This is a genomic window from Ornithinimicrobium faecis (assembly GCF_023923225.1).
Classification (GTDB): domain Bacteria; phylum Actinomycetota; class Actinomycetes; order Actinomycetales; family Dermatophilaceae; genus Ornithinicoccus; species Ornithinicoccus faecis.
Genome location: NZ_CP099489.1, coordinates 141,843 through 162,771 on the forward strand (window position 1 = coordinate 141,843; position 20,929 = coordinate 162,771).

General features: G+C 68.8%; 13 protein-coding genes. 7 read left to right on the plus strand and 6 right to left on the minus strand.

All coding sequences use genetic code 11. The features are described 5' to 3' along the window. Positions 1-36 precede the first annotated feature (36 nt). Positions 37-1,047, minus strand: a complete 1,011-nt coding sequence (locus tag NF556_RS00615) for a serine hydrolase (RefSeq protein ID WP_252593575.1) — start codon at positions 1,045-1,047, stop codon at positions 37-39. A 3-nt stretch (positions 1,048-1,050) separates the two neighbouring features. After that, positions 1,051-3,093, minus strand: a complete 2,043-nt coding sequence (locus tag NF556_RS00620; RefSeq protein WP_252593576.1) for a M3 family metallopeptidase — start codon at positions 3,091-3,093, stop codon at positions 1,051-1,053. Between the two features lie 85 nt (positions 3,094-3,178). Here NF556_RS00620 and NF556_RS00625 point away from each other — a divergent pair, with 85 nt between their 5' ends. Then, entirely contained in the window at positions 3,179-4,117 is a 939-nt protein-coding gene (locus tag NF556_RS00625) for a phosphotransferase (RefSeq protein ID WP_252593577.1), read from the plus strand. A 243-nt stretch (positions 4,118-4,360) separates the two neighbouring features. On the opposite strand, the gene NF556_RS21480 is transcribed toward NF556_RS00625, so the two are convergent. Together NF556_RS21480 and NF556_RS21485 are read right to left on the minus strand one after the other, a co-directional pair. Next, a complete protein-coding gene (locus NF556_RS21480) occupies positions 4,361-5,023 on the minus strand; it encodes a YjiH family protein (RefSeq protein WP_306271339.1) in 663 nt (220 codons plus the stop codon). Positions 5,024-5,134: 111 nt separating this feature from the next. Next, positions 5,135-5,692 (minus strand): hypothetical protein, encoded by a 558-nt coding sequence (locus NF556_RS21485; RefSeq protein ID WP_306271338.1) that lies wholly within the window; start codon positions 5,690-5,692, stop codon positions 5,135-5,137. Positions 5,693-5,880: 188 nt separating this feature from the next. Between NF556_RS21485 and NF556_RS00635 the strand changes: the two genes are divergently transcribed. The 4 genes from NF556_RS00635 to NF556_RS00650 all read left to right on the plus strand — a co-directional run bounded on the left by NF556_RS00635 (position 5,881) and on the right by NF556_RS00650 (position 17,360). After that, complete coding sequence (locus NF556_RS00635) at positions 5,881-6,540, plus strand: hypothetical protein (protein ID WP_252593578.1); 660 nt, start codon at positions 5,881-5,883, stop codon at positions 6,538-6,540. 476 nt (positions 6,541-7,016) lie between these two features. Beyond that, positions 7,017-12,530 (plus strand): choice-of-anchor J domain-containing protein, encoded by a 5,514-nt coding sequence (locus NF556_RS00640; protein WP_252593579.1) that lies wholly within the window; start codon positions 7,017-7,019, stop codon positions 12,528-12,530. Between the two features lie 252 nt (positions 12,531-12,782). Beyond that, complete coding sequence (locus NF556_RS00645) at positions 12,783-14,333, plus strand: DEAD/DEAH box helicase (protein WP_425607058.1); 1,551 nt, start codon at positions 12,783-12,785, stop codon at positions 14,331-14,333. Positions 14,334-14,567: 234 nt separating this feature from the next. After that, positions 14,568-17,360: a cell wall-binding repeat-containing protein gene (locus NF556_RS00650; RefSeq protein WP_252593581.1), complete on the plus strand. Its 2,793-nt coding sequence runs from the start codon at positions 14,568-14,570 to the stop codon at positions 17,358-17,360. A gap of 278 nt (positions 17,361-17,638) precedes the next feature. On the opposite strand, the gene NF556_RS00655 is transcribed toward NF556_RS00650, so the two are convergent. After that, entirely contained in the window at positions 17,639-18,232 is a 594-nt protein-coding gene (locus tag NF556_RS00655) for a TetR/AcrR family transcriptional regulator (protein WP_252593582.1), read from the minus strand. A gap of 22 nt (positions 18,233-18,254) precedes the next feature. On the opposite strand from NF556_RS00655, the gene NF556_RS00660 reads away from it, so the two are divergent. Beyond that, complete coding sequence (locus NF556_RS00660) at positions 18,255-18,827, plus strand: HXXEE domain-containing protein (protein ID WP_252593583.1); 573 nt, start codon at positions 18,255-18,257, stop codon at positions 18,825-18,827. Between the two features lie 11 nt (positions 18,828-18,838). On the opposite strand, the gene NF556_RS00665 is transcribed toward NF556_RS00660, so the two are convergent. Continuing rightward, on the minus strand, positions 18,839-20,005 hold the full coding sequence (locus NF556_RS00665) for a dipeptidase (RefSeq protein WP_252593584.1): 1,167 nt from the start codon (positions 20,003-20,005) through the stop codon (positions 18,839-18,841). A gap of 120 nt (positions 20,006-20,125) precedes the next feature. Between NF556_RS00665 and NF556_RS00670 the strand changes: the two genes are divergently transcribed. Beyond that, complete coding sequence (locus NF556_RS00670) at positions 20,126-20,914, plus strand: VOC family protein (protein ID WP_252593585.1); 789 nt, start codon at positions 20,126-20,128, stop codon at positions 20,912-20,914. Positions 20,915-20,929 lie beyond the last annotated feature (15 nt).

Consider the following 20,929-nt stretch of genomic DNA (forward strand, 5'->3'; position numbering starts at 1 on the left):
CGAGCGGATAGCTCTGCAGGTGACGGCCCCGCTGACTCAGGTCGGCGGGGTCGTCGCTTGTTCTGTGGTCACCTGCTCTGCGCTCGCTGGTTCTGCGCTCGCTTGTTCTGCGGTCACGAGGTCCAGGGCACACTCACCCAGCTCGCGCAGCGCCGCGAGCACCCGGTGCCGGGTCGGGCGGGAACCGTCGTCATCCCAGCGGCACAGGCAGGCATAGGCCACGGCCGCGTCGCCCCGGGAGATGACCCCGACGTCCGCCCGGACACCCACGTCGGTGCCGGTCTTGTGGAACAGCCGTATGCCGAGGTCCGGCTCGGTCTGCGCGGTCTCGGTGCGCGTGGGCTGGGTGTGTGAGGTCTCAGTGTGCGTGGGTTGGGTCTCCGGGGGCTCGGCGTGCGCGAGGGGGTCGAGGTCGAAGGCGGCCGCCACCATCGACAGGTCCGTGCCCAGGGAGAGCCAACGCCGCACCAGCGCAGAGGTCTGCTCATCGATGCAGGTGCCCCGCGCCACCTCGCCCAGCAGGTGCGTCCAGTCGTCCGCGCAGCCGCTGCTCAGGGTCGCCGGGTCCGCGTTGGTGCGCACGTCCCGGACGTGGTCGTGCAGGGTTGAGCCACCGCTGACCAGCGTGCTCGCCCGCCGCTGGACCTGATCCAGCCCGAGCCGGTCCAGCAGCACGTTCGTGGCCCAGTTGTCGCTGGTCGAGCCGATGAGGACTGCCACGTCGGCCAGGCTCAGGCGGTCGACGTGCAGGTGCTGCCAGGTGCCGGAGTCCGCGACCGCCAGGGCATCCCGGCGATCAACGATCTCCGTCAGGTCCACCTCGCCGGCAGTCGCCCGGGCGGCGAGGTCGATGAGCGCGAAGACCTTGCCGACGCTGGCCGTCGGCAGCAGGTCGTGGGCACCCTGCGCGTGGAGCACCCGGCCGCTCGTGACGTCCCGGAACGAGACTGACCAGCTCAGCCCATCGCCGAGCGGGAGCTCGATGGGGAGGCGGGCCGGGAGTTCGGGCGCGAACTCGGGCGAGAACTCGCCCGGGGGGACGGCCACCGGTTAACTGCCCAGCCCGAGCCGCTCCAGCAGGTGTGAGACGTCCGGGTTGGCGCCGCGGAAGGCGCGATAGGTGTCCATCGCCTCGACCGACCCGGCGGGCGCCAAGAGGCCGCGACGGAAGGTCTCTCCTGCCTCGCGGGACAGACCACCGTTGTCTCGGAACCAGGCGACCGAGTCGGCATCCATGACCTCGGACCACAGATAGGAGTAGTAGCCGGCCGAGTAGCCCCCGGAGAAGATGTGGGCGAAATAGGTGGAGCGATAGCGTGGCGGCACGAGCGGGAACGCGACGCCGGCCCGCTCCAGCGCGGCAGTCTCGAACGCCTCGACGCCCGACCCATCCTCGGGCAGTTCCTCCAGCGGCGTCTGGTGCCAGGCCTGGTCCAGCAGCATCGCCTTGAGCAGCTCCAGCGTGTGATAGCCCGACTCCTCGCGAGAGGCGACCAGTGCCTCGACCCACTCCTGCGGCAACGCCTCGCCGGTCTCGTGGTGGCGGGCAAACTGTGTCAGCAGCGCGGGCTCCCACGCCCAGATCTCGTTGACCTGGCTGGGGAACTCGACGAAGTCGCGCGGCACGGCGGTGCCCGAGCGGGACGGATAGCGCACGTCGGACAGCAGCCCGTGCAGGTCGTGGCCGAACTCGTGGAAGAGCGTGATGACGTTGGTCCAGGTCATCAGGCTGGGCGACCCCGCGGCGGGCGGTGGGACGTTGCAGGTGTTGGTCACCACGGGCAGGTCGCCGGTCAGGTGGGCCTGTTTGACCAGCGAGGTCATCCAGGCGCCGCCCTTCTTCGTCGGTCGCGTGTAGGGGTCGATCACGACGGCGCCGAGGGGCGTGCCGTCCTCATCGCGCACCTCGAAGACGCGTGCCTGGTCGGTGTAACCGATGAGCTCGGCTCGTTCGTGGAAGGTGATGCCATAGAGCGCCGTGGCGGCCGCGAAAACGCCGTCGTGCAGCACCCGCTCGAACTCCAGGTAGGGCTTGAGCTGGTCGGTGTCGAAGCCGGCCTCGGCGGCCTCCCGGCTGGCCAGGAACTGCCAGTCCCACGGCTCGAGGGCCGCGGCCGGGTCGGCGGCGTGGAGCCGCTTGGCCAGGGTCTCGGCCTCCCGTTCGGCGATCTGCACCACTCCCGGGGCGAGCCGGGCCAGGAGGTCATTGACGGCGCCGGTGTTCTGGGCGCAGGTGTTCTCGTGCGCGTATGCCGCATGGTGGGCGTAACCGAGCAGGCTCGCCCGCTCGCTGCGCAACCGGACGATGCGGACCAGCAGGTCCCGGGTGTCGTGCTCGCCTCCCAGGCCGCGACTGACCGAGGCCTGGTGGATCCGTTGGCGCAGGGACCGGTTCTCCAGCACGTCCAGCAGGGGTTGCCCGGAGGTGTTCACGATCGGGATGAGCCAGCCGTCCAGGTCACGGGCGCGTGCGGCCGTGCGCAGGGTGGCCTTCTCGTCGTCGGACAGCCCGGCGAGCTCGGCCTCGTCCGTGACGTGCACGGCGGCGGCATTGCGACCAGCGCTGAGGACCTGCTCGAACTCCACGGACAGGGCGGCCAACTGGGTGTTGAGCTCGCGGAGTCGCTGTTGGTCGTCCTCGCCGAGCGTGATCCCGCCACGCTCGTAGTCGGTCAGCCGCTTCTGCAGGTTGTAGGAGTCCTGGGCGTCCAGCTCGACCTCCCCGCGCCCGGCGCGGTCAGCCAGAGCACGCAGGCGCTCATAGAGCCCGCGATCGAGCAGGATCGCGTCACTGTGGGTCGCCAGGGCAGGCGACAACTCCGCCATGAGCGCGTCCCGCTCCGGGGTGGTGTCCGCCGAGCGGGCCACCCAGAAGGCCGCGACGCTCCGGTCCAGCACCGCGCCGCTGCGCTCCCAGGCGTGCAGGACGTTCTCGACGGTGGGCTCGGCGGTGTCGGCGGCGATGGCTGCCAGCTCCGTGAGCTGTTCCTGCATCCCCACGGTCACCGCCTCGCGCACGTGGTCGGTGGTGATGGTGGCGTAGTCGGGCAGTGTGAATGGCAACGTCGATGGCGCCAGCAGTGAGTTCCCCATGGTCCTCATTTGAGCATCCGCCTCGCGCATCCGCCAAGGCGGGTCGTCAGGCTGCGGCGCGAGCACGTCGATGGCACGATGGGGTATGCCCGATGTAGCGCTGACACCGCAGGAACTGACCGCCCGCCGGACAGTGGCGACAGAGTGCGCCTTCAACGCGGCGACCGACCTCGGCCTCAAGGTCGAGGAGACCCGCGTCCTGCACGACGTCTTCTCCCTCGTGGTCCATCTGCACCCGTCGCCGGTGGTCGCCCGGATCCCGCTCGTGCTGGTTCCCGGCCTGACTCCGGAGGCCCTTCGACTGAAGCAGCAGCGCGAGCTGGACGTCGCCGACTGGCTGGCCCGAGAGAGTGTGCCCGTGACGCGGCCCTCCGGCCTGGTGCCGCTGGAGCCGGTCCGCGAGGACGACTTCTCAATGACCTTCTGGGAGTTGGTCGATGTCGCCGACGAGCACTCGCCCTATGCCGGTGGCGACTATGAGCTCTGTGCTGCCCTGCACGCGGCGCTCGCGGCCTATCCCGGGCTGCTTCCCTTCCTCTCCCCGTTCAACGAGGGGTTGCCGCCGATGATGGAGGCGCTCGAGGGCAGCCACCTGCTCAGCGACGAGGACCTGGACCGGGCTCACGCCGAGTGGCAGGCCCTGCGGCCGGTGCTGGCCAGCGCCACAGCTTTCCGGGAGCGCTTCCCCGAGGCCGACGTCCAGCCGATCCAGGGTGATGCCCCATCGCACAACGTGATCCGCTCTCGCACGGGGTGGGTCTTCGGGGACTTCGAGGACATCTGTCTCGGGCCGGTGGAGTGGGACCTGGCCGGACACGGCCCCGAGGCGGTGGCGGCCTATGACGCAGCGGCCGGCCCGCTCGGGATGCGCACGATCGACCCGGAGCTGCAGCGGGTCATGGACGCCGCCCGCAACCTGCAGATGGTCGGCTGCCTCTCCCTGGTGCCCCAGCTGCCGATGCTGGAGCAGGGCCTGGCTCCCATGGTGCAGGCCTGGCGCGAGAGTCCCTCCCTGGTGCTCTAGCCTCCACGCCCGAGAATCCCAGTGCGGCGTGGCGCGCGCCAACACGGCCGTGCGGCATGGCGCGCGCCAACACGGCCGTGCGGCGTGCACCCAAACCGGCAACGGGCGTGCACCCAAACCGGCAACGTGTTGGTTGCCGAGGGCGCGCAGGCGGCTGACCTGGGGTTTTGTGAACGGCCTCGCGACGTCGCCTGTTTGCCTGTACGCGATGTGTTTGCCTGCACGCGGCGAGCGGCGCGCGAGTCAGAACAGCAGCAGCGCGAACGGGATCGTGATGATCAGCGTCAGCGCGACCCGCTGGAACCAGATGACCACCATCTGGCCGATCGAGAGCGGGATCTCGGTGGCCACAACGCACGGGACCATCGCGGAGAAGAAGATGATCTGGCTGATCGAGGTGACAGCGATGACGAACTTCACCGACATCGCCGAGTCCACGACCAGCAGGGCGGGCAGGAACATCTCCGAGATGCCCAGGGCCGCGGCCTTGCCGACCAGCAGCGGCTCCGGGATCTGCAGCGCCCAGGTGATCGGATAGAAGATGTAGCCCAGGATGTCGAAGACCGGCGTGAACTCGGCGAGCACCAGGCCGAGCAGGCCGATGGACAGGATCGAGGGCAGGATCGCCATCGCCATGATCATCCCGTCCTTGAGGTTGTCCAGGATGTTGCGGAGCAGACCTGGGGCGGTGCTGAGCACGTTCGTCGCCTCGTCCCATGCTCCGCGCAGCCGGTTGCCGGTCACCTCGGGCTCGGGGTCGGGCTCGACGCCGGGGTAGTAGTCGTCGGGGATGGACTTCAGCGGAGGGATGCGGACGGTGATGGCGGTCACCAGGAAGGTGATCACCAGGGTCGACCAGAAGAACAGGTTCCAGTGCTGCATCAGGTCCAGGGTGTTGGCCACCACGACCATGAACGTCGCGGAGACCGTGGAGAAGCCGACGCCGATGATCGCGGCCTCACGACCGGTGTAGCTCCCGCGCTTGTAGACCCGGTTGGTGATGAGCAGCCCGAGGGACTAGCTGCCCACGAACGACGCAACGGCGTCCACCGCAGAGCGCCCCGGCGTTTTGAAGACCGGTCGCATCATCGGCTGGACGAGGACCCCGACAAACTCCATCAGGCCATAGCCGACGAGCAGGGCCAGGAAGACCGCACCGATCGGCACGAGCAGGCCGACCGGGATGACCAGGCTGTTGAGCAGGAACGGCCCCATGTCGGGCTCGAAGAGCCAGGCCGGGCCCACCTCGAAGACCAGCAGGAAGCCGACGATCATGCCGAAGACCTTGAGCACCGAGAAGATCTTGCTCACCAGGGAGTTCTTCCAGGTGCCGGACACAAACGGATACGCGGCGCCCGCCACGAGCATGGCGAGCGCGAAGTAGGGCAGCACGTCCGGCACCGTGTCGCGGATCCAGGTCACCATGTGGTCCAGCGGGATCGAGCTCTTGCCGTTCACCGTGATCGGCACGAAGAACATGAAGGCACCGATGGCGCTGTAGACGAAGAACTTCCACATCTGCGGCCGCTCGCGGACCCGGGGGTCCGTCGTGACCGTTCCCTGTCCTGTGGTCATGGCACGCCTCCTTGCGTATGCCGTGGGCCAGGGTCCGATCATCCACCCGGCGGGGGCATCGGTCCAGTGGCGCGCCGGTAACGGCCACGACTGTGGCTGGGGCGTGGACTGTGGTGTTCTGTTCCCCGACACCGACACCAGTCCGGGCCCACCACGGGGATCCGGGTCATCGCGCCACTGGAGACGCCATGCAACCAACCAGCCCGCAGGCCGCCTTGCGCCTTCAGAACGTCGTGGTGGCCCTGCTGGTCATCGTGCTCCTGCTGGAGGTGGTCATCCTGGTGATGACGTTCCTGCTCGGACGCCACGTCAACTGGTGGCACTTCCCGGTCGTGCCCGTCGGACTCCTGAGCCTGGTCGTGCTCACACCGGCGGTGGTTTGGCTGACCGTGGTCGCCCGCCGCAACCTGGCGGCTCACATCGTGTCTGCCGACGAGCACTGGTGCCAGTGCCGGGAGTGTGGCCGAACGGTTGCCCCGCTCGAGGCGCCGGCGTCTCCCCCAGCCCGACCCGCCATGACTCCGCAGGAGAAGATCAGGACCGCGAGCACGCTGCTGGTCACCCTTCCCGTCCTGCTCGCCGTGTCGTTGGTGGCGCTCGGCTACTCGCTGTTCGGGCAGGGCTCGGATCCGGTCTTCCCGGTGCTGACGGTGGTGAACGTCGGGCTGCTCGCGCTGCTGGCGATCGGCTCGGCCGTCCTGATCGCGGTCATGCTCCGACGCCGCACAGCTGCCAGGGAGGAGCTGGGCCGGCTCGGTCTGGACCACGGGTGCACCTGTCGGTGGTGCGGCACAGTCGGGACCCCAGTCCAGGCCGCCCAGGCCCACGCTCAGGGTGACGTTGGCTGAGCGGGTTCGCCTCGGCATACCCGGTCGTGGGTGACAGGTCTGTCGTTGAGGGGGTCTCTTGCTTCCGCTTGACCTAAACAGGACGAAGTCCTGAAAGTCACCCCAGAGTGTCGCCTGAGACTGAGTCTAAAAATATGGTACGTGCGCTAAAGATGCAGGTCAGGGCGTTGAGGCAACGTTTTGATAACGCTTTGCCTCAGCATGAAGAAACCCTTGTGAGTTGCGCTGAGGGACCCTAGGCTCCGGGTGTCGTGGGGGTGTGGACCGTTGGCAGCACCCCCGTTCTGACAGGTCACACGGTGAGGCTGCGCTGATCGGGGATGTTTGGCGCTCACCAGTGGCTGCCGTGCGGGTTGACTGCTCGGCACCTAATGGGAGGGCCAACACCGTGAATAGGGAGATCCAACTTGCGCGCACCACGCCGTTTGATTGCTTCTCTCGCAGCCGTCGCACTCTTGGGTATGGGTGCTCCGGCTGTGAGTGCAGATCCACCACCACCAGATGGTGACCAGCCGTCGCTGCTGGCGACCGCCGACTCGACGCCGCAGGCGAGCGAGTCCACCCGTGAGGCTCTCGAGGGAGTCGAGAGCGAGACCGGCCTGTGGATCGTGCAGGCAGAGTCTGCTCCGGTCGCCCAGTTCGGCACGACCAGCGCGGGCGCCGAGGCGCACGCCGAGAAGCTGGTGGCCGAGCAGGCCGACCTCGAGGCGGAGATTGCCTCGACGCTGGGCCGCGACGTGACCGTGGCCCACACCTACACCAATGTCCTCAACGCGATTGCCGTCGAGGCCGACGCTGACGAGGCTGCTCAGCTCTGGGATGTTGAGGGCGTCACGGCGGTCTATCCGGACGCGGTCCGCGAGCTGGACACCGATGTGAGCCACGAGGTCATCAAGAGCGCGGCGGCGTGGGACGGCGCCAACGCCCCCGAGATCGCCACCAAGGGCGAGGGCCTGATCGTCGCGATGATCGACAGCGGCGTGAACCCCGAGCACCCGGCCTTCGCTGCTGAGGGCGGCGACGGCTATGTGCACACCAACCCGCTCGGTGCGGGCACCTTCCTGGGTGCCTGCAACACCGAGGCCGGCCTGGAGTGCAACGACAAGCTGATCGGTGCCTACACCTACAACGGCCCGACCGCCCGTGACAACGACGGCCACGGCAGCCACACCGGCAGCACCATGGCCGGCAACGCGCACACGGCACAGTTCACGCTGGGCACCGCCGACTTCGAGCGCGAGGTCTCCGGCGTTGCGCCGCACGCCAACGTGATCTCCTACAAGGTCTGCGCCCCCGGCTGCCCGAGCTCGGCCACCATTGCGGCCGTCGACCAGGCCATCACCGACAACGTCGACGTCATCAACTACTCGATCTCTGGCTCGGACGACCCGTGGCTGGACCCGGTCGACCTGGCCTTCCTGGACGCCCACGACGCGGGGATCAGCGTCTCCGCCTCCGGCGGCAACGACGGCCCCGGTGCGAGCACCGTGGCCAAGACCGGCCCGTGGAACCTCTCCGTGGCCGCGACGACCCACAACCGCGTCTTCGGCAACCCCGTCTCCATCACCGACGACGGTGCCCCGGCCGAGCTCGTCGGCATCCCGGGCTTCCCCGGTGATGGCCCCGGCATCACCGAGGTCTTCGCCGGCGGTCTCTTCGACGCTGAGGCAGTGACCCCCGGCAACGCCAACGGGTGCGCGGCCTTCCCGGCTGACGCCTTCGCTGACGGCCTCGCGCTGATCCAGCGCGGCGACTGCAACTTCGCGGACAAGGTCGTCAACGCCCAGGCTGCTGGAGCGATCGCCGTCGTGATGTACAACAACGTCAGCGGTCCGCCCACGGCACCCGGTGGCCTCGAGACCACGACCATCCCCGCGGTGATGACCACCCTGGAGTCCGGTCAGGCCCTGCAGGCCTATCTCGCGGACAACGAGGGCGCACAGGCCTCCATCGGCACCGACGTGGTGCTCGTCGAGGACGACACCTGGACCGACCTGGTGGCTGGCTTCAGCTCCCGTGGCCCGAGCCAGTTCGACATGCTCGCCCCGACCCTCGCTGCACCGGGCGTGAACATCCTTGCCGCCTACGACGGTGACCCGCTGGACTACAACGTCATCAGCGGCACCTCGATGGCGTCGCCGCACGCTGCTGGTGCTGTGGCGCTGCTGCGCGAGGTCTATCCGGACCTCACCCCGACGCAGCTGCGTTCGGTGCTCGCCAGCACGGCCGACACCGACCTGTTCAAGGAGGATGGCTCCACCCCGGCTGACGCCTTCGACATCGGCTCCGGCCGCATCAACATCGAGCAGGCCGGCCGCGCCGGACTCGCGCTCGACGAGACCAGCGAGAACTTCGTGGCGGCCAACCCGGACGTCGGCGGCGAGCCGTCGACGCTGAACCTGCCGGCCTTCGTTGAGACCGCCTGCGAGGGCGAGTGCAGCTGGACCCGCACCGTCACCTCGATCGCCGACGGCGCAGCCAGCTACACCGCCACTGTCGAGGCTCCCGAGGGCGTCACCGTCACCGTGACCCCCGAGACCTTCACCCTTGAGTCGGGCGCCAGCCAGGAGATCACGGTCACCGCCGACGTCTCCTCGGCCACCGTCGGCTCGTGGGCCTTTGGCAACATCGCGCTCGAGACCACCGACCAGCACGCGGACGGCAGCGACATCGCCGGCCAGCACCTGCCGGTCGCGGTGAACACCGCGAGCAACGAGGTCCCCTCCAACCCGCCGGTCATCGACGTCGACCCGTCGGACCTGGAGGCCACGCAGCGCACTGACACGGTCAGCACGCAGACCCTCACCATCGGCAACACCGGTGGCGAGGACCTGACGTGGGAGTTCGTCACGGAGGTCAACGGCGAGGGCTCTGTCCTGGCCGAGCAGGAGGTGAACGGCACCAGCGGCATCGTCAGTGATGACTTCCCCAACGACGGTGGTGGCGTCTTCGCAGCCGACGACTTCACGCTGGCGGCTGACGCGTCGCTCGACCTGGTCCACACGCCCGGCTTCTGGACCGGCATGGACCTCGCGGAGCGCGTGCCGTCCATCGACTGGCAGATCTTCGCCGACGCTGACGGAGTTCCGGGCGAGCAGGTCTGGGCCCACACGAGCGCGCCGGACGGCGCAGGTGTGAGCACCGTGGACAACGAGATCACCCTCGACATCGACGCGGCCACAGGCGCGACGATTGACCTCACGGCGGGCACCTACTGGCTGTCCGTGTACCCGACCGTCACCGACCCGTCGCCGAACCTCAACGACCGGTGGAACTGGTATCAGGGCACCCCATCGGGCAACCCCGGCATGCTGATCGACGAGGACTTCCTCTTCGGTCCTGGCACCGGGGACTGGACCCCGATCGTGGACCTCGTCGGCACCTTCAGCGACCTGGCCTATCGGATCGAGGGTGACGCCGAGCCCATTGCGTGTGGCGCCGACTGGTTGACGCTCGACCCGACCTCGGGCACGACGGCACCTGACGGCTCCACCGAGGTCACCGCGTCCTTCGACTCGGCTGGCCTGGCCAACGGTGACTACACAGCCGACCTGTGCCTCGAGAGCAACGACCCGGCGGCTCTGGTGACCACGGTCCCCGTGACGCTGACGGTCGCCGACTCGGCAGCGATCACGGTCGACCCGACCTCGATCGAGGGCACCCAGCTCACGGACGAGCAGACCGAGCAGACGCTGACCATCGGCAACGCCGGCACGGCCGACCTGGAGGTCACCATCTCCGAGGTGGAGGCCGCTGCAGCGGCTTCGGACGTTGAGCGTCCCGAGCTCCCGGTGGGCACTGACCGTGCCCACGCCAGCGCCGACGGCGCAGGTGCGGCTGTTGCCCCGGCCGTGGTCGAGCCGGCTGCGGTCCCGACCGTGGCCTCACTCTCCGAGGGCTTTGACGACGTCACCGCCCTCCCGGGTGCTGGTTGGGCGATGACCAACAACAGCGAGCCGGTTGGTGGGACCAACTGGTTCCAGGGCAACCCGGACGTGATGGCGGCGTATGAGGGTGCGTCGGATGCTTATGTCGGCGCGAACTTCAACAACGCGGGTGTTGACCCGGGGCACATCAGCAACTGGTTGATGACTCCGGAGGTGGACCTGGTCAACGGCTCGGAGTTCTCCTTCTGGACCAGCACTCCTGAGAACCCGGCAACATACGTTGACCGGCTGGAGGTCCGCCTCTCGACCAGCGGTGACTCCACAGATGTTGGCTCCGGCTACGACGGTGTGGGTGACTTCGACACGCTCCTGCTGTCGGTGAACCCAGACCTGACGCCCACCGGCTACCCCGGAGAGTGGACGCAGTACACGGCGACGATCGAGGGCCTGGAAGCGCCGACCACCGGTCGGATCGGCCTGCACTACTTCGTGCCCGACGGTGGCCCCCTCGGCGTCAACTCCAGCTACATCGGTGTCGACACGGTCTCCTACGAGGCTGCTGAGGTGCCGCCCGCCTGTGAGGTCACGGATGCTGCGTGGCTGACGGTGGACCCGACCACGGGCACCATCACGCCCGGTGACGAGCTGGCGGTGACGGTCGGTCTGGACTCGACCGGTCTGGCAGTCGGCGACCACACGGCCGACCTGTGCATCGAGTCGAACGACCCGGATGCACCGGTCACCACGGTGCCGGTGACCCTGTCGGTCACCGATGCACCGCCGGCCGTGCCGGTGATCCAGGTCGACCCGACCTCGGTGGAGCTGGAGCTGGAGACCGGTGACACGGGGTCCTCGGCAGTGTCGGTGGCCAACACCGGTGAGGCTGACCTGGACTTCGACGTGATCGAGGCTGCAGCTGGTGATTCGTGCGAGGTGGCGGACGCTGCTTGGTTGGCGGTCACGCCGACCACTGGGACGGTTGCCCCGGGCGCGGACACGGATCTGGCGCTGGCATTTGACGCCGCTGGCCTCGAGGCTGGCGAGCACACCGCGGCCCTGTGCATCAGCTCCAACGATGCGCAGAGTCCGACGGTGACCGTGCCGGTGACTCTGACGGTCACGGAGGAGGAGGCTCCGCCGGAGCCGGCCGAGGTCGTCCGGATCGATGGTGATGACCGTTACGAGACGGCCACGCTGATCGCCTCGGAGTTCCCGGACGGCGCGAGCACGGTCTATGTTGCCAACGGTCTGGCCGATGCCCAGGGTGTGGATGCCCTGGTCACCGGTGCGGTGGCCGGTGGCGGCCCGGACGTGGCTGCGGATGGCGCGGCACCGATCCTGCTGGTCAAGGACGATGACGTGCCCCAGGCTGTCACGGCTGCGCTGGCGGACCTGGACCCGGAGAAGATCGTCATTGTCGGTGGTCAGCTGGCCGTTCACCCGTCCGTCGAGGCCGAGCTGGCCGAGACCGGTGCGGACGTGTCCCGGATCGGTGGTGGCGACCGGTTCGAGACGGCCGCCGCACTGGCGGAGGACTATCCGACCGGTGGCACAGTGTTCGTGGCGACTGGCACGGGTGCTGAGGGTGCAGAGCTGGCCCTGGCCGATGCCTTGACCTCGGCCTCAGCGGCCGGCAGCCAGGAGGTGCCGGTGCTGCTGACGCAGGCGGACAACCTGCCGAACGTGACCGAGGCGGCCCTGGCCGACCTCGCACCAGAGCAGATTGTCCTGGTCGGTGGACCGATCGCGGTCTCTGCGGAGGTCGAGGCGGCGCTGGGCGAGATCGCGCCCACGACGCGGGTCTTTGGTGACAACCGTTATGAGACGGCTGTCGCGCTGAGCGCGGACTACCCGGTGGACAGCGACCGGCTCTATGTGGCATCGGGGACCAACTTCCCCGACGCACTGGTCGGTGCTGCGCTGACGGCGTCGCAGGATGCGCCGTTGCTGATCACCCGCTCGGACAAGCTGCCGCACGCGGTGGCCGCAGAGGCCGAGCGGCTCAGCCCGCAGGGCATCACCCTGTTTGGTGGTCCCATCGCGATCAACACCAACGTCGAGGAGGCCCTCCAGGCGATCCTGGACCTGACCTCGATCGACTAGTTCGTTGAGGGCAAGGGCCCGTGTCGAAGCCGCCACCGCGGCTCCGGCACGGGCCCTCGTCATGTGGTCACGACCAGGCCTTTGGTGGTGCGGTGGTCACGAGGTGGTCCCCGAGGCACTACACTGGTGGACAGCACCCCCGATCCGTCTTGCCGCGGGGCTGCCTGCAGTGCACGCGAGCCCCCGTGTTGGCGATTTCAATGCCGCTGCGCCCTGATGAATCGACTGCAACGATGCAGTGACTGGCGCGCGATGGGTGAGACACCAACTGTGAAGACTCGGAGTCTCCCTGTGTCCCAAGATTTTGCGCGCCTCGGCGTGCCCGCCCCGCTGTGCGACCACCTCGCGAAGCAGGGCATCACCACCCCCACCCCGATCCAGGCCGCGACGCTGCCTGACAGCCTCGCCGGCCGCGATGTGCTCGGCCGTGGCCGCACCGGCTCGGGCAAGAGCTATGCCTTCCTCCTGCCGATGGTCACCCGCCTGATGGGCTCGGGTCGTCGCCGCACCCCCAAGCGCCCCCGCGCCCTGATCCTCGCGCCGACCCGTGAGCTCGTCGGTCAGCTTGAGACCGCCCTGGCGCCGCTGGCCCAGATTGCCGGGCTGAAGACCATGACGATCTTCGGCGGCGTCGGCCAGAACCCGCAGGTCCGTGCCCTGGCCGCCGGTGTCGACGTGGTCGTCGCCTGCCCGGGACGCCTCGAGGACCTGATGGGCCAGGGCCACATCACCCTGGACAACATCGAGATCACCATCCTCGACGAGGCCGACCACATGGCCGACCTGGGCTTCCTGCCCGGGGTCAAGCGCATCATGGACAAGACGCCCCGTGACGGTCAGCGCATGCTGTTCTCCGCCACCCTGGACGCCGGCGTCAACGTCATCGTCAAGCGCTTCCTGCACAACCCCGTCACCCACGAGGCTGACTCGGAGCAGTCGCCGGTCGACGCGATGAGCCACCACGTGCTGCACGTCAGCAACGAGGGTCACCTGAAGGTGCTGCTCGACCTCACGGCGGCCCCGGGCCGCACGGTCGTCTTCACCCGCACCAAGCACCGCGCCAAGAAGCTGGCCCGCCAGCTCAACTCCTCCGGTGTCCCCGCCGTCGAGCTGCACGGCAACCTGAGCCAGAACGCCCGCACCCGCACGATGGACGCCTTCCACAGCGGTGCCGCGCAGACCCTCGTGGCCACCGACATCGCGGCCCGCGGCATCCACGTCGACGACGTTGCACTCGTCATCCACGCCGACCCGCCCGTCGAGCACAAGGCCTATCTGCACCGCTCGGGTCGCACGGCGCGCGCCGGCAACTCGGGCACGGTCATCACGCTGATGACCGACGACCAGGTCCGCGACGTGCGTGACCTGACGCGCAAGGCCGGCATCAAGCCGACCACCACCCGGGTCGACCAGTCGCACCCGTTGCTGGCAGACCTGGCTCCGGGCGAGCGGGTGTATGCCGGGGCGTTCGTTCCGCCGGTCCCCGCCGGTGGGCAGCAGAACGGCCAGCGCAACGGCGGGGGTCAGGGCGGCGGTCGTGGTCAGGGCGGCGGCGGCCAGCGCGGTCGCGGTCAGGGTGGCGGTGGCCAGCGCGGCCGTGGTCAGGGTGGCGGAGGACGCTCGCAGGGCGGCAGTGGTCGCTCTGGTGGGCGGTCCGGTGGACCGTCCGGCGGTGCTCGCTCCGGCTCCGGTCGCTCCGGCGGCAGCCAGCGCTCCGGCTCGGCCGTGCGCTATTCCAGCAGCTCCGGTGGCAGCGCTGCGGCGTTCTCCGCCGGCTCGCGCGGCGGCGGCCGCAGCCGCTGACCTTCTCCCGCAACACATCTCGCCCGACCCAGAACCTGAGGTGACGGCTACGAGGCCCCTGACCTGCCGGCATACGGCGTGGTTGGGGGTCTTGTTTGTTCATGTTGCGTCAACTGTGGGGGTAGCGCAATGTCACTGACTGCGACTAGGTTCGCCGGAGGCGCGCGACCGCGGAGCGGCAGCAGCGCCTGCCCGTGAGCGCCGTCCTGGCGTCCATCTAGAAGGAGCGAATTGATGACCCTTTCCCACCGCCGGTGGCGACGCGGCCCACTCGCCGCGATCGCAGCCGCGTCGTTGGTGGCCAGTGGCGCTGCCATGAGCACCACGGCCGCCCAGGCCGACCCCGAGGACGGCACGCAGTCCGACAGCCCCGTGGCAGCCCCTGCTGCCGATGAGGCCGAGCGCATCAGCGGCGACGACCGCTATGCCACCGCCGCCGCGGTCGCAGCCGAATACCCTGACGGCGCGGACGTGGTCTACGTCGCGTCCGGCGAGAACTACGCCGACGCGCTGAGCGCACGTGACGAAGCCGGCGCCGAGGCCGGCCCCGCCCCGTCGGGTGACAACCTGTGGAACGAGGGTCAGGACGGTGGCAACGCCGCGCCGGTCCTGCTCACCAAGGTGGACCACGTCCCCGCCGCGACCAAGGCCGCGCTGGAGGACCTCGCACCGTCCCAGATCATCGTGGTCGGCGGTGCCGACGTCGTCAGCGAAGCCACTTATGAGGAGCTGGGCGCCACCGAGCGCCTCGACGGTGACAACCGCTACGAGACCGCCGCCGCCATCGCGGAGCGCTGGCCGGAGGGCACCCCGACCGTCTTCCTGGCCTCGGGTGAGAACTATCCGGACGCCCTGTCCGGTGGTGCTGTCGCGACCCGCGCCAACGCGCCGATCCTGCTGACCAGGTCAGACCACCTCCCGGCTGCCACCAAGGCCGCGCTGGAGGCTCTCAAGCCGTCCTCGGTCGTCATCCTGGGTCAGCAGATTGCGGTCGACGGCGACGTCGAGGCAGCTGTCGCCGAGGTCGTGGAGGACACTCGCCGCGTCGGTGGCGCGAACCGCTACGAGACCGCCCGACTGCTCGCCGAGCGCTATGAGAAGGACGTCGACCGGGCCTTCCTGGCCACCGGCACCGAGTTCCCGGACGCCCTCACCGGCTCCAGCCTGGCTGGCTTCGAGGGGGCACCCCTGGTGCTCTCCCGCGCTGGCTCGCTGCCGCAGGCTTCGGCTGCTGCGCTGAACACGGTGTCCCCGCAGGGTGTCGCCCTGCTGGGTGGCCCGCAGGCCGTCAGCCCCGCCGCTGAGAACCAGATCAACAAGAGCCTCCCGGCCTGGGCCAACACGCTCAACGTGCAGATGCTGTCGTTCAACGACTACCACGGTCACCTTGAGGCTGAGGAGGACCAGACCCTGTCCGAGGAGCACGACCCCGACCAGCACGTCGTTGGCGGTGTCGAGTTCCTCTCGGCCAAGCTCAACGAGTTGCGCGTGGGCTCTGCCGACGACCAGTCCCTGACGGTTGCCGCCGGTGACCTGATCGGCGGTTCGACCTTCCTGTCCGGTCTGTTCCACGATGAGCCTGCGGTCGAGAGCCTCAACGTGCTCGACCTGGATGTCTCATCGGTCGGCAACCACGAGTTCGACGAGGGCGTCACCGAGCTGCAGCGCATCGTCAACGGTGGCTGCCACGACGACGGCTGCTACGACGTGGAGTACCTAGACGGCGGCGAGAACAATGAATTCGCCGGCACCGACTACGACTACCTCGCCGCCAACGTGGTCAACAAGTCCGACGGTGAGAACGTCGAGCACCTGCCCGGCACCACGATCCGCGAGATTGACGGTGTCCAGGTCGGCTTCATCGGCATGACGCTGGAGGCGACCCCGTCCCTGGTCAGCCCGGGTGGCATCCAGGATGTCAACTTCCTCGACGAGGTCGAGACGGCCAACGCCGAGGCCGCCGCCCTGCAGGCGGAAGGCGTAGAGTCAATCGTCGTGCTGCTGCACGAGGGCGGCGAGAACACCGGCAACTACAACGAGTGTGTCGGCGTCTCCAACCCGATCATGGAGATCAACAAGGGTCTGGACGCCTCGATCGACGCCGTGGTCACGGGTCACACCCACCAGCCCTACGTGTGCACGGTGGCGGACCCCGACGGCGCGCCCCGCCTGTTGACCTCCGCCGCGCAGTATGGCGGCGTGGTCACTGCGTCCAACCTGCCGATCGACCGCACCACTGGTGACGTGATCCGCGAGGGTCTGGCAGCGGCCAACCACCTGGTTGTCCGCGAGGACCTCGTGCCCGACGCGGCCGAGACCGCCATCCTGGACAAGTGGGCCGAGCTGGCCGACGACCAGGCCGGGCAGCACGTTGGCTCTGTGTCGGAGCCCATCACGGGTGACTCCAACACCGACCGCGACAAGGTGACGCCGATGGCCAACCTGATCGCCGACTCCATCCTGGCCGGCACTTCTGCCGAGGCGGACGGTGGCGCCGAGATCGCCTTCATGAACGTCGGTGGCGTCCGCTCCGAGTTCCTGATGGCCCCGAAGTATGACGAGGCCGAGGGTGAGATCACCTACGCTGAGGCCTACGACGTCGCGCCGTTCGGCAACCTGCTGGTCAGCATCGACATGACCGGCGCCCAGATCGACGCGGTCCTGGAGCAGCAGACCCAGCCGGAGGGCAGCAGCCGTCCGATCCTGGCACTCGGTGTCTCCGAAGGCTTCAGCTACACCTGGGACGGCGATGCGCCGGCCGGCGAGCAGGCAAGCAATCTGACGCTCAACGGCGTCCCGCTGGAGATGGACCCAGAGTCGGACGTCACCTACCGCGTTGCGACGCTGTCCTTCCTGCAGGAGGGTGGCGACAACTTCACGGCCTTCACCGACGGCACCAACCTGCAGGGTGGCCCGGAGGACCTGGCCAACCTGGTGGACTACCTCGGCGACAACGAGGGCCTGACCGCCCCCGAGTGCCGCGTCGAGGGTCTGTGCTGGGAAGGGGCCTATCCCCCGGCAGAGTGACCAGACAGCGAGAGATCTGACTCCGGTCAGGTCACGCTGACGCACAACGGTTGGGGCCGCACCACCTGGTGGTGCGGCCCCACCTGCGTCCCCCGAAAAAAGATAGAGGTTTCGTACGGCCTGCCCGTCTTTTGATAGAGGTCTCGCACGGACAGTGGCTGGGCAACCGTCAGGCCTCCACTGCCGACGGTCACGCCTCTCATCCACCCGTCTCCCAGGTGCGCCGAAACGCATCAGGCTCGGCCCGCGCGTCTTCGTCCGCGGATACAGCTCGTGACCTACCTCGCGCTCAGGTAGTGGTCGAGGAGGCGTGGCCCTCGGACAGAGGCCTCCGCGGGGGACAGCTCGGCCAATTGCAGAGCGAGCCCGTCGATCACGGCCTGCAGGATCGCGACACCGGGATCGTCGGCCAGGTCGACCACGGGAAGTGGATCATCCCCCGCGAGACCGGCGGCCCGACGGGCGTCGCAGAGACGCTGGTAGAGCTCGCGCAGCCGCTCGGCGAAGGACTCCTTGAGCGCAGCCAACTGGGGATCGGTGTGGGCGTGTGTCGTGAAGGCGAGCCACACCCTGAACTCGCGCTGGCGATCCTCGCTGAGGGGGAGCATTTCCAACAGGATCGCCCGCGTCCAGTCCGCGACCTCGCCCGTCCGGGGTGTCTCCACCAGTCGTTGCGTGAAGCGGTCGGCCAGGAGTTCCATCGCGAAGTGCAGCATCCGCGCGTGTGTCGAGAAGTGGTATTGCACCGTTCCGCCCGTCACGCCCGCCTCGCTCGCGACTGCCCGCACGCTGGCCCCCGCCACCCCGTCACGCTCCACCGTGCGCCACACGGCCTCGGCAATGCGCGTCCGTCCGTCTCTTGCCTGATTCACGGCAATACCATACGCTCGTACGATGACCATACAATCGTATGGGGCAGTTGATCCGCCGCTCGCCCCGGACTCCCAGACCACTCGCATCGACGACGACACCACCCACCAGCGACCCTGGTTGCTCTGGGCTCTGGTGGTCGGCGGCCTCGCACTCCACAACGTCGAGGAGGGTCTGTTCGGTCTGACCCGCTGGATGGCCGGCCACCCGTGGCTGCCAGGCCGGGTGCTGCACGGTGACGGGGCTCAGTTCGCGATCGCCCTCGTCCTGGTGACGACGGTGGTGCTCCTCGTCGCTGTTGTCGCCGTGACGACCCGCGCACGGTGGGGCGTCGGGGCGCTTGCCAGCATCGCCTACGCGTTCCTGATCAACGGCGGCAGCCACGTTGTGCTGAGCGTGACCTCCTGGAGCCTGATGCCAGGGACCGTCAGCGGCGCCCTGGTGCTGGTGCCCATCGGCCTGCTGACCCTGCGCTCGCTGCCCTCTGTGCCGTGGTCGAGGGCGTCGGTGGTGGCGACGGTGGGGGCTGCACTGGGTCTGGTCGTGGGCTCACTGGTGCTGGCTGCAGCCCTCGCCCCGGTCCTCGGTGTGCGCTGACGATCCGGACCTCAGGCCTCGAAACGCACCAGGCTCGGCCCACGTTTCGTCTGCAGGTCACGCGCCACGGCCTCGGCGTCACGCAGTGTGCGCAGCACGTTGGCACCGGCCAGCTTGACGAGGTCCTCATCGGACCAGCCGCGGTCCGCGAGGGCGGCCAGCAGCCGCGGATAGCCCGAGACGTCCTCCAACCCGACCGGGAGGTTCGCCACGCCGTCGTAGTCACCACCCAGTCCGATGTGATCGACACCGGCCACCTCACGCAGATACTCCACGTGGGTGACCACCTGCTCCAGGGTGGCCTGCGGTTGGGGGTGCGCCTCGGCATACCGCTCCACCCAGGGCTCAAAGGCGACCAGGTCGGTGGAGGCGACGCCCTCCTGCGCGGCCGCGGCGGCGGCCTCGACCTTCCAGTCCCACACCTGCCGGGAGACGAACTGCGGAGCGAAGACCGCCATGCAGGTGCCGCCGTTGGCCGCGAGGGTCTCGAGCACGTCGTCGGGGACGTTGCGCGGCGTCGGGCAAATCGCGCGGGCTGAGCTGTGCGAGAAGATGACTGGCGCCTCCGTCACGGCGAGGGCGTCGCGCATCGTGTCGGCCGAGACGTGCGAGAGGTCGACCAGCATGCCGATGCGGTTCATCTCGCGCACGACCTCGCGGCCGAAGTCGGACAGGCCCCCGAGCACCGCGTCATCGGTGGCGGAGTCGGCCCACGGCACGTTGTCGTTGTGCGTGAGCGTCATGTAGCGCACACCGAGCTGGTGAAGCATGCGCAGGGCACCGAGCGAGCAGCCGATCGAGTGCCCGCCCTCGGCGCCCATCAGCGAGGCGATCCGACCGGAGGCGAAGACCGCGTCGACCTCGTCGGCCGTGGTGGCCAGGCCGAGCCGGTCGGCATAGCGCTCGACCATCGCATAGACCGCGTCGATCTGCTCCAGGGTCTGGATCACGGCCTGGTCCGGCGGCAGGTTCGAGGGCACGAAGACCGACCAGAACTGCGCGCCGAGACCGCCCTGTGCCAGGCGCGGCAGGTCCGTGTGGTTGGGCGTGCTGCCGGCGATGTCGAGCTTGTCCCAGTCATAGTCAACCAGCGCTCGAGCCCGCCACGGCAGATCGTTGTGCCCGTCGACGAGCGGGTGGTGGCGCAGCAGGTCCCGGACATGTTCCACAGAGTTCACCCGATGAGTCTTATCACTGTCGGCGGTCAGTCCTAGTGTTCAGACACCGAGCCGCGGCGAGTCCCGTCGTGACCCAGCCACCGGGTGCGCACCCCAGCGTGCCCTCACGAAGGAGTGAGCATGGCAATCCACCAGGAGACCTGGCCCGCAGGCACGCCCGTCTGGGTCGATCTGTCCGTCACTGACCCGGACGCCTCCCGTGCGTTCTATGCCGACGTGCTCGGCTGGGAGTTCACGCCGTCGGGCGAGCAGTTCGGCGGCTATTTCATGGCGCTGGTCGATGGTGAGCCCGCCGCCGGCCTGGCCCCGCCGATGGAGGGCATGGAGGAGGACACCCACGCCTGGACCACCTACCTCGGCACCGAGGACATCGAGGCGGTCACGCAGGGCGTCACCGATGCCGGCGGCACCGTCGTCATGCCCCCGATGCCGCTGGAGTCCCTCGGGTCGATGGCGATCTACACCGACTCCACGGGCGCCGTCTTCGGCGGGTGGCAATACGGCGAGCACACCGGCTTCAACGTCTATGACTCCCCGGGCTCGGTCTCCTGGTGCGAGGCCATGCTCGGCGACTTCGAGGCTGGCCAGGAGTTCTATGCGCAGGTCTTTGGCTTCACCTACGAGGACATGTCGTCCGAGGGCATGAAGTATGCGATGTTCAGCGTCCCCGGCGGGGAGCGGCCCGCCGGTGGCGTGGGGATGGTCGAGGGTGAGCAGCCCTACTGGTCGGTGACCTTCAACGTGCCCGACACGGATGCCGCGATCGAGCGCGCCACGGCCCGCGGGTCCCAGGTCCTCATGGAGCCCTATGCCTTCGAGTTCGGCCGGGTCGCGGTCATCACCGGTCCTGACGGTGAGCGGTTCGGTGTCATCGAGCCTCCGGCGGAGCCGGCCGTCTCGGCCGGGTGACGGGGCCGGGTCGAG

Bases quoted from the DNA above. Each gene is read 5' to 3' on its own strand.
- NF556_RS00645 (WP_425607058.1), top strand. From the start codon at position 12,783: ATGGGTGAGACACCAACTGTGAAGACTCGGAGTCTCCCTGTGTCCCAA.
- NF556_RS00650 (WP_252593581.1), top strand. From the start codon at position 14,568: ATGACCCTTTCCCACCGCCGGTGGCGACGCGGCCCACTCGCCGCGATC.
- NF556_RS00620 (WP_252593576.1), bottom strand. From the start codon at position 3,093: ATGGGGAACTCACTGCTGGCGCCATCGACGTTGCCATTCACACTGCCC.
- NF556_RS00660 (WP_252593583.1), top strand. From the start codon at position 18,255: ATGACCATACAATCGTATGGGGCAGTTGATCCGCCGCTCGCCCCGGAC.
- NF556_RS00625 (WP_252593577.1), top strand. From the start codon at position 3,179: ATGCCCGATGTAGCGCTGACACCGCAGGAACTGACCGCCCGCCGGACA.
- NF556_RS00670 (WP_252593585.1), top strand. From the start codon at position 20,126: ATGGCAATCCACCAGGAGACCTGGCCCGCAGGCACGCCCGTCTGGGTC.
- NF556_RS00635 (WP_252593578.1), top strand. From the start codon at position 5,881: ATGCAACCAACCAGCCCGCAGGCCGCCTTGCGCCTTCAGAACGTCGTG.
- NF556_RS21485 (WP_306271338.1), bottom strand. From the start codon at position 5,692: ATGACCACAGGACAGGGAACGGTCACGACGGACCCCCGGGTCCGCGAG.